This is a genomic window from Aromatoleum petrolei, assembly GCF_017894385.1.
Classification (GTDB): Bacteria; Pseudomonadota; Gammaproteobacteria; order Burkholderiales; family Rhodocyclaceae; genus Aromatoleum; species Aromatoleum petrolei.
On record NZ_CP059560.1, the window covers coordinates 227,163 to 241,087 of the forward strand.

The window sequence follows — 13,925 nt, forward strand, 5'->3', positions numbered from 1 at the left end:
TAACTAGACGCATAATCAGCGTTTCATTCGCAACTTCCGGATGCGAATTCATGGACGAACTGAAAGCACTGTGGACGCTCGCGCGGGTCGTGGAAACGGGCAGCTTCCGCCGCGCCGCACTCGAGCAAGGCGTCGCGCCGCAAGCAACCAGCAAGACCATCCGACAGTTCGAAGCGCAGGTCGGGGTGCGCCTGCTGCACCGGACGACGCGCAAGCTGAGCCTGACCGACGAAGGCGCGCAGTTGCTTGCCCAGGTGCGCCCGGCCCTTGCGTCGATCCGGGCGGCGATGGACGAATTGCAGTCGTCCCGCCGCGAAGTCGGCGGAACGCTGCGCATTACGGCGCCTCGCTCGGTCGGACAGCACCTCGTGCAGCCGCTGCTCCCGCCCTTCATGCAGGAATACCCGGCGCTCGCCGTCGATCTCGAACTCGACGACCGTCTCAGCGACATCGTTGTGGAAAAGATCGACGTCGGGTTCCGGATGGGGCCGGCAATGGACCGCAACGTTGTCGCCCGCCGCCTGATGGACATCGAACAATGGATCTGTGCCTCGCCAGGCTACGTGGAGCTCCACGGACGGCCGCGGCGCTGGGAGGATCTCGCGCAGCACCGCTGCACCGGCTTTCGCCACACGAACACCGGCAAGCTGATGCCTTGGGAGTACTCGGAACGGCATCAGACCGTCTATTCAGAGGTGGCCGCGCGTTTCACCACCAACGACGTCGACGCGGAAGCGAAGGCCGTCGTCGAGGGCGTCGGCATCGGCCAGATCCCCGACTACATCGCTGCCCCCCTGGTGCGCGAGGGCCGGCTCGTGCATCTGCTCGCGAAGCACACCAGCCAACGCATCGGCCTGTACATCTACTATCCGCAGCGTGCGCACCTGCCGGCGCGCACGCGCCGCTTCATCGATTTCACCGTTGCCCGTCTGCACGAGGCGCGCCGCGCGCCGCGCGCGGATTGAGCAGAGCTCAAGCGTGTGACAGACTCGCACGCATGGACCGCCTGCCTCCCCTCAACGCGATACGCGCCTTCGAAGCCGCGGCGAGACATCTGAGCATCACCGTCGCCGCCGACGAACTGCACGTCACGCCCGGCGCCGTCAGCCGGCAGATCCGGTCGCTCGAGGAGACGCTCGGCATCCAACTCCTGCACCGCGGCCATCGCCAGATCACGCTGACGGGACCGGGCGAGGACTACTACCGCGCGGTGACGAAGGCCATCGACGGACTGCGCGAGGCGACCCGCCGACTGACCAAGCGCGCCAAGCGCAAGCAGCTCAAGATCCGCGCTTACACCACCTTCGCGATGCGCTGGCTGATCCCCAGGCTCTCCAGCTTCCATGCGGCGAATCCCAGCATCGAAGTGCTGCTCACCGCATCGCTCGACCCGGTCGACTTCCGCAAGGAAGACATCGACGGCGCGATCCGTCTTGGCGACGGCAAATGGAGCGGCGTGAACGCCTATCGCCTGGTCGACAACGTGCTCATCCCGGTGTGCAGCCAGAGCCTGCTCGCCGCCAGCGCGAAGATCCGCAAACCGGCCGACCTGCGCCACCAGACACTGCTCCATTCGATCGCGCGTCCGGACGATTGGCGCCACTGGCTCGAAGCGGCGGGCGTCGAGGCGCAGGTCGATGCGCGCGGCGGGATGACCTACCAGAGCTCCGCCATGGCCTATGCAGCCGCAGTGGAAGGTCAAGGCTTCGCGATCGCACAGCAGTTCCTGGTCACTGACGACCTTGCCTCCGGCAAGCTGGTCGCCCCATTCCGCCAGAACGTCGACATGGGCGACTACACCTACTATCTCCTGATGCCCGCAGACCGAAAGGAAAGCGCGAGCATGGCGACCTTCCGCACCTGGTTGCTGGAACAGTTTCAGAAATCCGCAATCGGCTCCACGACCTGAACGGTCCCATCCTGTTTCAACAATGCTTCAATCATTGCTCGCAAGAATTTGGTTTGACACAAGCTCTAGCCATTCCCGCCACCTCGGTTGAGAACATCAAGGATCGCGCAGGGACGTGGGCCTCACCGCGGTCGCATCGCGCCCCGGCGCGATTCACTATCGTTGCCCCTTCGCGGTTTTGTGACAGAATCCGCTTCCTGATGACAGGAAGGGAAGTGCGGAAAGATGATCATTTCAGGGTTTCAAAATCTCTTGGAGACGGCTCGCCGGCAACCCGAGCCGCAGCGTTTGTTGTTCGTTTTCGTGCGGGCCGAATTGCCGGAAGGCGCCTCTGTGAAAGAAAAGCGCATCTTCGAAAATGGTCAGGGGGGCGCGCTCGTTCCCGTGATGTACGTAGACAAGAAAACCAGTGAAATCCAGAGCTTCGCTGAACTGGTGGAAGAATCGCGCCACACCGGACAATCCTGGGATATGGTGTTTGTCGGCTGCCTAAGCGGGCAAGGACGCAGAGAACCGAGCGACGAGGCGACACAGCAGGCACTGGAAACCATGGTCAAGTCGATTCAGGGCGGAGTGGTCAAGCATCTGCTGACCTATCGCCCGGACGGGCAGCAAGTCACCCTGCCCTAAGCACCGCCGCCAACGGCAGCAGCGAGTCGGTCCGGGCTGGAGACGGCTGCGGACTCATCCTCGCGCAGCCCCCCCTTCGCGAGGGCTGTTCTGCCTCGATTCCCGCACTTCAGCACCTCCGCCGCCGCTTCCGGCCAGCCAGCGCCAGTTAAGCGGCGGCAGCGCGGCCGCACGACGTTCACCGCCATCTACCAACAGGTCTCCGGTTCATCGCACTGGTGCTGGCGACCTATTGCCAACGTACCGCTTTTTCGCTGACTTGCTCAGGAATATGCCCGGCAACATGCGTACGGTGATCGGTCGCCGTTAAAGGAAGCCATCGAGGATCGGGGCCGCGTTAGCCACCGCGAATTCCCGCTTTGAGAGGCTCACACAATCTCGAACCCCTGGCCTTTTCAGGGTGGGCTTCTATCGCACGCCTGCAACACGGGCCCCATCGACGAACAGCCGCACCACTTCCGCTAATTCCTGCTTCAGATCGAGCCGCCGGTCGGTGATCCAGCGCATAAGGGCGCCGAAGTACAGGTAGTGGAAATAGGTCGCGAGTTGTTCAGGCGGACGCGTCGGATCAAGTTCTCCGCGCTGCTGCCCGGCGACGATCAGCAGCATCCACGCCTGCACCATGTCACCGCTGCCGCCGGGTCTATCGGCCGTATTTGCGCTCGGCTCAAAACTGGCAAATTTGTAACGGATATAGGGCAGAAGGTAGTCGGGATGGCGCTCGCACCAGCCTGCCGACTCCGTCAGCAGTGCCGAGACGTTGGCGCGGAAAGAAGCGTTCTCATCAAGGCGGAAATCGAGGCGAGCGAGGTCTCGCGCCAGCTCAGCTTCAAGCAGATGCGCCAGCACCGCCTCCTTGACCGGGAAATACTTGTACAAGGTGCGCTTTGAGACCTCGGCGGCGCATGCGATCTCTTCCATCGTTACCGCCGCGTAGCCTTGGATCTGAAATAGTTCGCCGGCCGCAGCGGCGATGCGCTCCATCAGACGCGCCCGCTTCAGGGGGCGCAGGCCGCCGGCGAGCACGTCGGGTTGGTCTTCCAGGTCGGCCGAGGGGGTCATCGTCAGGCAGTATAGAGAATGTTAAAGTATACGCCGTATACCTTTTAAGGTACTTCGATGAAACTGCTGATCCTCACGTACGGCACCGAAGGCGACACTCGCCCGCTCGTCGCCCTCGGCGACGCCCTGCGTGGCGCCGGTCACAAGGTGCATGTGCTCGGCGATGCGCGCACCCTTGGTTCGGCCGAGGAGGCAGGTCTACCCCACTCGGCGCTGTCCGGCGACATCCGCCAACTGTTCTCTGAATGGAGCGGCCAGGGGCCGAAAGGCACCGCCAAGGCACTGGTGCAACTGACCAACGCTCACACCCGCGCCTGGATGCTGGAGACGCTGGCCGCTGCTGAAGGCTGCGACGCGATCCTCACGTCGGGCTTGGCCGGCTTCGTCGGCCTGTCGGTCGCCGAACGCCTGGGCATTCCGGCCATCGGCACCGGCATGATCCCGCTCACGCCTTCACGGGAATTCGCCTCGCCCTTCCTTCCCGCCGGCGTCGTGCCACGCTGGCTCAACCACGCCAGTCTCAGGCTGACCAACCAGTTGTTCTGGCTGGCCTTCAGGAAAACCCTGAACGAAGCGCGCCAAACGGTCCTCGGGCTGCCGCCGCGCCGAACGCTGCCGACCGAACATCCGATGCTCTACGGCATCTCCCCGACGATCCTCCCGCAACCCGCCGACTGGCCAGCTCACGCCCGTCTGTGCGGCCAATGGCAGACGCCGGCCGGCGAGTTCACGCCGCCACCCGAACTTGCCAGCTTCCTTAACGCCGGGCCGTCGCCGATTTATATCGGTTTCGGCAGCATGGTCGGGATCGACGAGCAGTGCATGATGCAGACGCTGATCACCGCCCTGGCCGGGCGCCGCGCGCTGTTCTATCCGGGCTGGAGCGGCATGGACGACATCGTGTTGCCGGACAACATCTTGCGCATCGGCACCACCCCGCACGATTGGCTGTTCCCGCGCACCGCTGCCGTCATCCACCATGGGGGCTCCGGCACCACCCATACTGCCACCCGTGCAGGCAAGCCCTCGATTGTCATCCCCTTCGCCGGCGACCAGTCATTCTGGGCGGAACGCCTTACGCGCCTGGGTATTGCGCCGCCAGCGATCGACGCAGCGAAGTTGAATGCGACGTCATTGCAGACGGCGATAGACTTTGTTGACTCTTTGGCGGTTCAGAGGCGGGCGGCGGAGCTTGGCGAGCGGATGGAACGGGAAGGCGGGCTGGATGCGGCGGTGCGGGAGGTTGAGAAGCTGATTGGGCGGTAGCTCAGGCACGCGCACGGTACTGACGCGCCAGCCAGCGGCTCAGGCCGTCCAGCCCGGGGAACAGCACCCGCTCGGTGATATTGCACTGATCGAGCTTGTCGCGGATCTCCCACTTGAGGGCCGCCGGGACGACGATCTTGCGGCACAGCGCCGGATGCCGCGCGATCCAGTCGTCCACGCCGGCCGCCGCCGAGGACATCACCGAGAACAGCGCGTATTGGTTCGCGATGCGGTCGTCGATCGACGGCGGCTCGAAGAACAGCAGAAAGGACTGCGCGGACATGGCCTCGAGGCTGTCCAGCGTCGTCACGGTGTGCGCGAGCATCTCGGTCGTGAAGGCGTTCGCCCCCTCGCGGTCGAGCGCGTCGCGCACCACGGCGGGCAGCAGGCGGTGTGCGCGCTCGTAGTTGATGGACCAGATCGCGCCGTCACGCTCCATCGCTTCGGCGCGGGCGGTCGCGAAGTGCATCGCGACCAGTGGCGAGTGCGTCCAGTCGAGGAGGCGCGTCGGCAGGCCGTGGTGCTGCGCGACCGAGAGCCAGTGCCACAGGGAGTCGCGCTCGACGACGTCGCGGTGGGCGTACTTGATGAAGTTGCGGATCAGATGGCGCTCGAGCCGCGCGCTGTCGCCGCCCAGCCGGGCGAGGCTGGTCGCGAGGCGATGGCCCGCATCGTCCAGGCCACGGAACGCGCAGGGCGAGCGGTAGCGCAGGATGCGCTCGTTCCACGCACCCTCGAAGAGCAGCGCCTGCAGATCGCTCCACGACTGCGCGACGCAGACTTCCATCGTCGTCTCCCGCCCGCCGGCCGCTCAGAGATCGAGCACCAGGCGCGCGCCCTTGCAGCCCGAGACGCACACCATCATGCTCTTGTTGGCCGCCCGCTCGGCCTTGCTCAGCACCGAGTCGCGATGGTCGGCCTCGCCTTCGATGATGCGCGTCTCGCACGAGCCACACACCCCTTCCTGGCAGTTGAACGGTACCTCGATACGGTTCGCCTGCAGCACGCTGATGAGCGACTCGCCGGCGGCGACGTGCAGGCTGCGGCGGCTGCGCTGGAGCACGAGCTCGTAGGCGCCGCCGCCTTCGGCGGGCGCCTGATCCGTGCGCGCGGCGAAGCGTTCGACATGCACGTTGGGGTAGCCGAGCTCCTCGCACACCGCCTCGAAGCGGTCGATCATCGGTGTCGGCCCGCAGCAGTAGAAGTGCGCCTTGGCGTCGAACCTTGCAAGGTAGGCCTTCAGGTCCGGCGGGCCGCCCGCCTCGTCGTCGATGTGCCAGTCGGTTGCGCCACCGAGCCGCTCGATGTCGCGCGCGAACGCGGCCTGGCGGCGCGAGCGCACGCTATAGAGCAGGCGCACCGGCCGCCCCAGCGCGACGAGGCGCGCGTACATGCTGTAGATCGGCGTGATGCCGATGCCGCCCGCGAGCAGCACGGTGTCGCCCGCATCCTCGTCGAGGACGAAATGGTTGCGCGGGCGCGACACCGGGATCTCCTGGCCGACGCGCAGCTGCTCGTGGATGTAGCGCGATCCGCCGCGGCTCGAGCGGTCGAGCAGCACGCCGACGACGTAGGCGCGCGGCGAGGATCGCGGCACGACCAGCGAGTAGCTGCGCGCGATTCCGTTGGGGAGGAAGAGGTCGACGTGCGCGCCCGCTGCCACCACGGGCAGTTCGGCGCCGTCGGGGGCAGCCAGTTCGATGCTCAATATGCCCTCGGCCTCGTAGCGCATGGCCTCGACGCGCATCGTCACGGTTTCGTCTGTAGTCATCTCGATATCCATCGGCTCCCGGGCCGTCCGGTATGCGGACGGCCCGTCGTGTGGGCGACCCGCTCAGCGGGCCGACTGGGCGGCCTCGATCTGCTCTGCCGCGATGCTGCGCATGTAGCGCCGCTGGCGCACGAGACCCATGTCGTGCTGGTAGAGGAATTCGCGCTCGCACGCATCGGGCTCCATCAGCTCGAGCGTCGTGCGGTCCTGTTCGACGACTTCCCAGTGCCGCGCCTCAAGGCGGTTCTTGTACAGGAAGCGCCACACGTCGCGCTGCCAGCCGCCCAGCTTGCGGCAGCGCCAGAACACGACGCCGCAGGTGTCGCGCGTGATCGGAACGTACATGCCGATGATGGTGAAGTTGCCGCCGGGACCGCCAGTCTTCGGGTAGGGGATCTCGAGGCGGTGGTACATGAGCTTGCCGTCGTCGTGGAGCTCGGTCCAGTCGAAGTTCACGTTGCGTTGGCCCTTCTTCTCGAAGAAGAAGCCGTGGTCGGTGTCGCGGATCACGAAGTCGGCCGAGATGTCGCCTTCAGACATCGAGTGCGACTGGCGGTGCAGGTAGGCGCCGTGCATCGGGTCCATGACGTTGTCGGCGACGTAGCGGTAGTCGCTCTTCCACTCCATGTAGGAGTGGAAGCTGCTCCACTCGGGCGAGGCGAGGTACTCCGGGAGCTCCAGCGGCGGCGGGACCTCGACGGGGCTCGCGGCGTTGTACAGGAAGATCATGCCGGCGGCGTCCTGCACGTGGTACGAGCGTGTCGTGCGCGAGCCTTCGAGCTTGCATCCCGGGCTGCCGGGCACGCGTGTGACGACGCCGTCGCAGCGCACTTCGACGCCGTGGTAGGCGCACGCGATGCGGTCACCCAGCACGACGCCGACCGACAGCGGCGCGCCACGGTGCGGGCAGTGGTCCTCGAGGCAGTGGATCGTTCCGCTCGCGGGATCGCGCCACAGGGCGAGCTTGAGGCCGAGGCGGCGCAGGCTGATGGCGCGGTCGGTGACGAAGCTGGACGGGCAGATCGCGTACCAGCGTTCCTTCAGGCCGTCCGCGAGGTATTCGTCGATGGGGTCGATTTCCTTGGTGCTCACTTTGGTATCTCCGATTCGTTATCGAGTCGCGGCGCTCAGGCGCCGAGGCGGGCCATCTCGGCGCAGAACAGGTCGGTCGTCCACGGCGAGCCGTTCGGCGCGCTGGGGCCGGACTGGTTCAGATAGGCGATCAAGGACTCCAGCTCGTGGATCCCCTGCGCGTAGGCGCGCTCGATCGCGTCGCCCAGCAGGTCCTCGAAGGGGGTCGGCGCCGCGCTGCGGGCCTGGTGCGGCTCGAGATAGAGCGGCCGGTTTGCTGTGCACATATGTGACGTCTCCTCGTGATTGACTCGCTGCGGATGCATGCCGCGGCGATGGCGTGAAATAAAGGTTTGTCGGCCCCTCAGCGGTCGGTCTCGCCGCTGCGGTCCGTGAGAAAGCCCGAGCGTGGCGCGTCCGCCCCGTGCGGCCGGCGACTGAACCCGTCGATACCGCCTTCGACCGCCCACTCCGCGAACACCGTCGGGCCGGGCTCGAAGTCGCGCGGCACCCATTCGCCGGTGAGCTCATCCTCGTCGGCGTAGTACTCGGCGAGCCCCCCGGCGGGGTTCTCGAAGTACCAGAAGTAGGCCGAGGACACCGGGTGGCGACCCGGGCCAAGCTGGGTGCGCCAGCCGCAGCGGTCCATCGCCATCCCGCCGCCGATCACCTCGTGGATGTCGCGCACCGTGAAGGCAACGTGGTTGAGGCCGTTCTTGCCGCTCGGCAGCTGCAGCAGGAACAGGTCGTGATGGCCGCCATGGGGCGCACAGCGCAGGAAGCTGCCGCGCCCCGGGTACTGGTCCGACAGCGCGAAACCGAGCTTCTCCGTGTAGAAGCGCACCGCCTCCTCGCGATGCGCAGCGAAGAACACGACGTGGCCGACCTCGATCGGCACCGCGCGCTCGTAGATTGGCGCGGACCGGTTCACGCGCGGGCGCCGGTTCCAGGTATTGAACTCGGCGCCTTCGACCTCGACCGCACGCTTGCGGCTCACCTGCAGGCCGAGTGCGATACCGTTGGGGTCGATGCAACGCACCCGTCCGTCCGCGACCGAGTAGCCGGGCGCATCGCGCAGGCCCTCGGCATAGGTCGCGAGATTGGCTTCGCTGTCGACGCCCCACACGACCTCGACCAGGGTCGGGCCGTCCTCGATGCCGGCCGGCACGCCGGCGCGCGATGGGTGGGCGACGCGCACGACACAGTCGTTCAGCGTGTGGAACACGAGCTCGTCGTCGCGCTCGGCGACAAGCCGCAGGCCCCAGTCGGCAAAGAACTTCCCGCAGGTCGCGAGATCCTCGGCGCGATAGGTGATCTCGTCGATGCCCAGTACCGCCATGATGCTGTCTCCTCTCACTCTCTCTGTATTTCTTCCGGGGCGCCTGTCGCGCCCCGTGACGATTGCTCAGACGCCCGCCAAGTCGGTCCGCGGCGCGGCCCAGGCCAGCGGGGTCTCGTTCATGCCCCAGTAGACGCCCTTCTGCTCCATGTACTGCAGGATCCCCAGGCGCCCCTTCTCGCGGCCGAGGCCGCTGTCCCGCCAGCCGCCGAAGGGCGTCGAGGCGGAGAACTGCTTGTAGGTGTTGATCCACACGGTGCCCGCCTGCACGGCGCGGGCGACACGCCAGGCACGCTGGTAGTCGCGCGTCCAGATGCCGGCGGCGAGCGCATAGACGCTATCGTTGGCCTGCACGACGAGATCGGCCTCGTCGTCGAAGGGCAGCGCGACCAGCACCGGCCCGAAGATTTCCTCGCGGCAGAGGCGCTTGCGGTTGTCGAGCCCGTCGAGGATCGTGGGCAGGTAGTAGTTGCCCCGCTCCAGATGTGCGCCCTGCGGGCGTGCGCCGCCGCAGCGCACGCGCCCGCCCTCCTCGCGGCCGAGCGCGACGTAGCGCTCGACCGATTCGCGGTGCTGCGCGGTGATCAGCGGCCCCATCTGCGTGCGCTCGCTCGCCGGGTCGCCGACCGTCAGTGCCTCCGCACCGGCGACAAGGCGCGCGACGAAGTCCTCGTAAAGGGCGCGTGCGACGAAAAGGCGCGAGCCGGCGATGCAGGACTCGCCCGACGAACTGAAGATGCCGTAGAGCACCCCATTGACCGCGTGATCGAGGTCGGCGTCGTCGAACACGATGGTCGGCGACTTGCCGCCGAGTTCGAGCGACACCGGCATGCACTTGTCGGCCGCGATGTGCGCGATGTGGCGGCCCGTCGTCGTGCCGCCGGTGAAGGACACGCGGCGGACCAGCGGGTGACGGGTGATCGCGTCGCCGATCACCGAGCCCTTGCCCGGCAGCACGCTGACCATGCCGCGCGGCACGCCCGCCTCCTCGCAGATGCGCGCGAGCTCGAGCGCCAGCAGCGGCGTGACCTCGGCGGGCTTGACGACGACCGCGTTGCCCGCCGCGAGCGCCGGCGCCATCTTCTGAGCCTCGCTCGCGATCGGCGAGTTCCACGGCGTGATCGCGGCGACCACGCCCATGGGCTCGTACACGCTCATCGACAGGTAGTCGCCGCGCGCCGGCGTGATCGCCTCTTCGAGCGTTTCGCAGGCCGCGGCGAAGAACTGGAAGGTGCCCGCCGCGCTCGCGACCAGCGCGCGCGTCTCGAGGATCGGCTTGCCGTTGTCGAGGCGCTGTTTCTGCGCGAGCTCCTCGCCGCGCGCGCGGATCAGCTCGGCGACGCGGTACAGCACCAGCGCGCGCTCGTGCGGCTTCTTCTGCGCCCAGCCACTCGTCTCGAAGGCGCGCTGCGCGCCGGCGATGGCCTCCTCGACGTCGGCAAGGTTCGCCGCGTTGAGGCGCGCGACGACTTCGCCGCTCGCCGGGTAGAGCGAGGCGTAGACGTCGCCGCCGCCCCGGCGCCATTCGCCGGCAATGCAGATGGATTGAATCTGGTCGGGGTCGTACATGGCGTTTCCTAGATCGTGATCGCGTGCGCGCTGTTGGTCAGCGCCCGCGCGACGCAGAACACCGTCAGCGCGGAGGTCTTGGGATTGGCGCGCAGCGGCTTGCCGCTCATCGTCAGCTCGAGGCGGCCGAAGGCACCCTGCGCGTCGATGTGGTGCTGGTTCTCCTCGACGCGGGGGTCGGCCCACAGCTCGACACGGGTCGCGTCCAGGCCCAGCCCGGCGAGCGCGACGGTGGCGGCGACGTTGGCGTTCTTCGGAAAGCGGTGCGCGGCCTCGCGGGCGGTGCCGACGAAGATGCGCACCGGCTCGTCGACCATGTCGAGGTCGAGCTCGGCCTCGGCCGGCGTGCCTTTCCAGGCCTGCGGCGGCTTGCGTCCGACGTAGCGCACCTCTTCGAGGCCGCCGAGGCGCGCCGCGGCGAGCGCGTCGATGGCGCCGATCGCGCCGGGCAGGAGCTGCGCCTGGGTGCCGCCGCGGCGTGCCGCCTCCTCCAGCCGCTCGGCGAGCCCGTCCTCGGACAGCGCGCCGACCGAGATCACGAGGCAGGGCACGCCGCGCTCGAGCGCCGGGATCACGTGTTGCCCGATCGCCGAATGTCCGGCGCACTCGACGATGAGATCCGGACGGCCTGCCCCGAGCTCGACCTCAGCGGCGAGCTTCGCACCCGGGGCGGCACGGCGCAGCGCCTCACGCAGGGCCGCGTCCGCGGGGTCCGGGACGACGACGGTGTCGATCGCGATCTCGGGGTTGCCGCGCACGAGCTCCAGCACGCCGGCGCCGATCGCGCCGAAGCCGATCATGGTCACGCGCTTCACGTTGGCCGGCCCGCTCATGCCGCGCTCTTTTCGAGGTCGCTCTTTTCGTTCACCGGCGGGCCGGCGAACACCGTCTTGAAGCTGCCGATCGCGAGCATGTCGATCTCGAGCAGGAACGGCCCCTTGCGCGACAGCGCGCCGTCGAGCGCGGCGCCCAGTCCACCGAGCTCGCTCACCCGCGCGTGCCGCAGGCTCAGTGCGGCGCACAGCTGCGCGTAGTCGGGGGTGTGCAGGTCGACGTAGCAGCGGCGCCCGCCGTAGTAGGTGTCCTGGATGTTCTTGATGACGCCGTAGCCCTTGTCGTTCATCAGCACGATCAGCAGGTCGGCCTCCTCCTGCACGGCGGCAGCGAGCTCGCCGAGGTTGAGGATGAAGCCGCCGTCACCGGCGAGGCACACGGTCTTGCGCCCCGAGCCGCTCACGGCCGCCGCCACCGCTGCGCCGATGCCCATCGCGAGCCCCTGGCCGATGCCGCCGCCGAGCGCATGCACGCCCGCAGTCGGCTCGAAGACGCGCAGCTCGCGGTTGCCCCAGGTACTGTTCGATACGGTCACGTCGCGCACCCAGTTGAAGTTGCGGCCGAGGCGCGCCTGCAGCGTCCGGACGAGCTGCGCGTAGGGCCCGAGGCCGTCGATGAGGCCGCGCACGGCCTCGTCGTGCGCGCGGCGCAGCGCTGCGGCGTGCTCGGGATCGACCTGCATGCGCCCTTCGAGGCGGTCGGCGAGCCCTTCGAGCGCGAGCACGGCGTCGCCCGTGACGAAGTAGTCGCTGTTGTAGCAGCGCCCCTCGGCGGACGGGTCCGCGTCGATGCGGAACAGCGGGCGCGGCAGCTCGAGCTCGTACTTCAGCGTCTCGTTGCTGCGCAGGCGCGAGCCCACGACCAGCATTGCGTCGCACCCGCGGTAGAACGCCTGCACCGGCGCGTGCAGGTTGTAGGCGCCGAGGGAGCGCGGGTCGTCCTCGGGCACGATGCCGCGGCCCTGGGTGCTGGTGACGACGCCGAAACCCATGTCGAGCAGACGCTTGACCGCAGCGCCGGCCTGGCGCGCACCGCCGCCGAGCCACAGCAGCGGGCGGCGCGCGCTCGCAAGGCGGTCGGCGAGCTGGTCGAGCGCCTCGGCCGAAGGCGCAAGCGTCTTCAGCGGCAGCGGCGACAGGTCCTCGGGCATCGGGATGTGCGCGCCCTGAATGTCGATCGGGATTTCGACGCTGACCGGGCCGGTCGGCGCGCTCATCGCCGTCTGCACCGCGAGTTTCAGCGTGCTGAGCGCGGTCTCGGCGCTGCGCACGCGGAACGCGGCCTTCGACACCGCCTTCAGCATCGTCAGTTGGTCCGGCGCCTCGTGGATGTAGGCGAGGTTGCGGTCGAGGTAGGGGCTCTCGATCTGGCCGGTGATGTGCAGCAGCGGCGTGCCGGCCGTGAGCGCCTCGACCATCGCGCCGGAGGCGTTGCCCGCGGCGGTGCCGGTGCTCGTGAGGCACACACCCAGGCCCGCGGTCGTGCGCGCCGCGGCGTCCGCCATGTTGGTCGCGCCGGCTTCGCCGCGTGCGGGCACGAAGCGGATGCGGCCGCGCTCGTGGAACGCGTCCAGAATCGGCATGTTGTGAATCGAGATCACGCCGAAGGCCGTGCGCACGCCGCAGCGCTCGAGGAAGGCGGCGATGGCGGCGCCGACGGTGACGGTGTTCTTATCTTGCATGGCGGGACAAACCTCCGGAAATATCGATATGGCTGCCGGTCGTGTAGGAGGACAGCGGCGAAGCCAGGAAAAAGACGGCATGGGCGGCCTCTTCGGGGCGCCCCAGGCGCCCGAGCGGAATCTGCTTCGCACGGGCGAGCTCGGCGCTCCAGGCGTCCCAGCCCTGCTCGCGGCGCTCGCGCAGCTCGTAGCGGCGGCGCCACTGGCCGGACTCGACGAGCCCGATGAGGATGCCGTTCACGCGAATGCCCTTGGGTGCGAACTCGACGGCCAGCGAGCGCACGAGATTCGCGATGCCGGCGCGCGCGGCCGAAGTCGCAACCATGTGTGGCTCGGGCTGCAGCGCGAGCAGCGAATTGACGCAGACGATCGCCGCATCCGCCCGGCGCTCGAGCTGCGGCAGGAAGGCACGGGTCGGGTTCAGCACCGAGAAGAACTTCAGGTGCAGCTCCTCGGTCCAGGCCTCGTCGGAGGTGTCGGCGAAGGTCGACACGCGCCCCTGGCCGGCGTTGTTCACGAGGATGGACGCCGGGCCGAAGGTCTCCTCGGTGTGTGCCGCGAACGCCTGCACCGAGGCCGCATCGAGCACGTCGCACGGAGCGGCGAGCAGGCGCGCACCGGGGAAGCGCTCGCGCAGCTGCCTCTCGGCGCCGCGCAGGCGCGCCTCGTCGCGGCCGCAGAAGGCGACGGCCGCGCCAGCCGCGAGAAACTCGGCGACGCAGGCGAGGCCGATGCCGGACGAGCCGCCGGTCACCACGGCGACCGAGTCTTCGAGATTGCAGATTGCCATCAT

Annotated in this window: 14 protein-coding genes; 4 read left to right on the forward strand and 10 right to left on the reverse strand. The window is 68.0% G+C overall.

All coding sequences use genetic code 11. The features are described 5' to 3' along the window. The first annotated feature begins 50 nt into the window (after positions 1-50). From ToN1_RS00980 to ToN1_RS00990, 3 genes are all read left to right on the forward strand, one after another. Positions 51-965, forward strand: a complete 915-nt coding sequence (locus tag ToN1_RS00980; RefSeq protein ID WP_169206398.1) for a LysR family transcriptional regulator — start codon at positions 51-53, stop codon at positions 963-965. 32 nt (positions 966-997) lie between these two features. After that, positions 998-1,909 (forward strand): transcriptional regulator GcvA, encoded by a 912-nt coding sequence (gcvA, locus tag ToN1_RS00985; protein ID WP_169206399.1) that lies wholly within the window; start codon positions 998-1,000, stop codon positions 1,907-1,909. 225 nt (positions 1,910-2,134) lie between these two features. Then, positions 2,135-2,539, forward strand: a complete 405-nt coding sequence (locus ToN1_RS00990) for a ribonucleotide reductase subunit alpha (protein WP_169206400.1) — start codon at positions 2,135-2,137, stop codon at positions 2,537-2,539. Between the two features lie 408 nt (positions 2,540-2,947). On the opposite strand, the gene ToN1_RS00995 is transcribed toward ToN1_RS00990, so the two are convergent. Then, positions 2,948-3,601, reverse strand: a complete 654-nt coding sequence (locus ToN1_RS00995; protein WP_169206401.1) for a TetR/AcrR family transcriptional regulator — start codon at positions 3,599-3,601, stop codon at positions 2,948-2,950. 57 nt (positions 3,602-3,658) lie between these two features. Here ToN1_RS00995 and ToN1_RS01000 point away from each other — a divergent pair, with 57 nt between their 5' ends. After that, positions 3,659-4,867 carry a glycosyltransferase gene (locus tag ToN1_RS01000; protein ID WP_169206402.1) on the forward strand — a complete coding sequence of 403 codons (1,209 nt, stop codon included), beginning with the start codon at positions 3,659-3,661 and terminating at the stop codon, positions 4,865-4,867. A gap of 1 nt (position 4,868) precedes the next feature. Here ToN1_RS01000 and ToN1_RS01005 read toward each other — a convergent pair whose 3' ends face one another. The 9 genes from ToN1_RS01005 to ToN1_RS01045 form a co-directional block, all read right to left on the reverse strand. Then, a complete protein-coding gene (locus ToN1_RS01005) occupies positions 4,869-5,654 on the reverse strand; it encodes an FRG domain-containing protein (protein ID WP_169206403.1) in 786 nt (261 codons plus the stop codon). Between the two features lie 24 nt (positions 5,655-5,678). Beyond that, positions 5,679-6,638: a PDR/VanB family oxidoreductase gene (locus tag ToN1_RS01010; RefSeq protein ID WP_169206404.1), complete on the reverse strand. Its 960-nt coding sequence runs from the start codon at positions 6,636-6,638 to the stop codon at positions 5,679-5,681. A gap of 63 nt (positions 6,639-6,701) precedes the next feature. Further along, positions 6,702-7,730 (reverse strand): aromatic ring-hydroxylating oxygenase subunit alpha, encoded by a 1,029-nt coding sequence (locus ToN1_RS01015; protein ID WP_169206405.1) that lies wholly within the window; start codon positions 7,728-7,730, stop codon positions 6,702-6,704. Positions 7,731-7,765: 35 nt separating this feature from the next. Further along, complete coding sequence (locus tag ToN1_RS01020; protein ID WP_169206406.1) at positions 7,766-7,996, reverse strand: recombinase-like helix-turn-helix domain-containing protein; 231 nt, start codon at positions 7,994-7,996, stop codon at positions 7,766-7,768. A 77-nt stretch (positions 7,997-8,073) separates the two neighbouring features. Then, positions 8,074-9,048 carry a VOC family protein gene (locus ToN1_RS01025; RefSeq protein ID WP_169206407.1) on the reverse strand — a complete coding sequence of 325 codons (975 nt, stop codon included), beginning with the start codon at positions 9,046-9,048 and terminating at the stop codon, positions 8,074-8,076. A gap of 66 nt (positions 9,049-9,114) precedes the next feature. After that, positions 9,115-10,617 carry an aldehyde dehydrogenase gene (locus ToN1_RS01030; protein WP_169206408.1) on the reverse strand — a complete coding sequence of 501 codons (1,503 nt, stop codon included), beginning with the start codon at positions 10,615-10,617 and terminating at the stop codon, positions 9,115-9,117. Between the two features lie 8 nt (positions 10,618-10,625). After that, positions 10,626-11,450 (reverse strand): aspartate dehydrogenase, encoded by an 825-nt coding sequence (locus ToN1_RS01035; RefSeq protein ID WP_210147955.1) that lies wholly within the window; start codon positions 11,448-11,450, stop codon positions 10,626-10,628. Then, a complete protein-coding gene (locus tag ToN1_RS01040) occupies positions 11,447-13,132 on the reverse strand; it encodes a thiamine pyrophosphate-binding protein (RefSeq protein WP_169206409.1) in 1,686 nt (561 codons plus the stop codon). Before ToN1_RS01040 ends, ToN1_RS01035 begins: the two co-directional genes overlap by 4 nt. Beyond that, positions 13,122-13,922 carry an SDR family oxidoreductase gene (locus tag ToN1_RS01045; RefSeq protein ID WP_169206410.1) on the reverse strand — a complete coding sequence of 267 codons (801 nt, stop codon included), beginning with the start codon at positions 13,920-13,922 and terminating at the stop codon, positions 13,122-13,124. The genes ToN1_RS01040 and ToN1_RS01045 overlap by 11 nt, the downstream gene beginning before the upstream one ends. Positions 13,923-13,925: the final 3 nt, after the last annotated feature.

Excerpts from the sequence above, each read along its gene's own strand:
- ToN1_RS00980 (WP_169206398.1), top strand. The coding sequence starts at position 51 with ATGGACGAACTGAAAGCACTGTGGACGCTCGCGCGGGTCGTGGAAACG.
- gcvA (WP_169206399.1), top strand. The coding sequence starts at position 998 with ATGGACCGCCTGCCTCCCCTCAACGCGATACGCGCCTTCGAAGCCGCG.
- ToN1_RS00990 (WP_169206400.1), top strand. The coding sequence starts at position 2,135 with ATGATCATTTCAGGGTTTCAAAATCTCTTGGAGACGGCTCGCCGGCAA.
- ToN1_RS00995 (WP_169206401.1), bottom strand. The coding sequence starts at position 3,601 with ATGACCCCCTCGGCCGACCTGGAAGACCAACCCGACGTGCTCGCCGGC.
- ToN1_RS01000 (WP_169206402.1), top strand. The coding sequence starts at position 3,659 with ATGAAACTGCTGATCCTCACGTACGGCACCGAAGGCGACACTCGCCCG.
- ToN1_RS01005 (WP_169206403.1), bottom strand. The coding sequence starts at position 5,654 with ATGGAAGTCTGCGTCGCGCAGTCGTGGAGCGATCTGCAGGCGCTGCTC.
- ToN1_RS01010 (WP_169206404.1), bottom strand. The coding sequence starts at position 6,638 with ATGACTACAGACGAAACCGTGACGATGCGCGTCGAGGCCATGCGCTAC.
- ToN1_RS01020 (WP_169206406.1), bottom strand. The coding sequence starts at position 7,996 with ATGTGCACAGCAAACCGGCCGCTCTATCTCGAGCCGCACCAGGCCCGC.
- ToN1_RS01025 (WP_169206407.1), bottom strand. The coding sequence starts at position 9,048 with ATGGCGGTACTGGGCATCGACGAGATCACCTATCGCGCCGAGGATCTC.
- ToN1_RS01030 (WP_169206408.1), bottom strand. The coding sequence starts at position 10,617 with ATGTACGACCCCGACCAGATTCAATCCATCTGCATTGCCGGCGAATGG.
- ToN1_RS01035 (WP_210147955.1), bottom strand. The coding sequence starts at position 11,450 with ATGAGCGGGCCGGCCAACGTGAAGCGCGTGACCATGATCGGCTTCGGC.
- ToN1_RS01040 (WP_169206409.1), bottom strand. The coding sequence starts at position 13,132 with ATGCAAGATAAGAACACCGTCACCGTCGGCGCCGCCATCGCCGCCTTC.
- ToN1_RS01045 (WP_169206410.1), bottom strand. The coding sequence starts at position 13,922 with ATGGCAATCTGCAATCTCGAAGACTCGGTCGCCGTGGTGACCGGCGGC.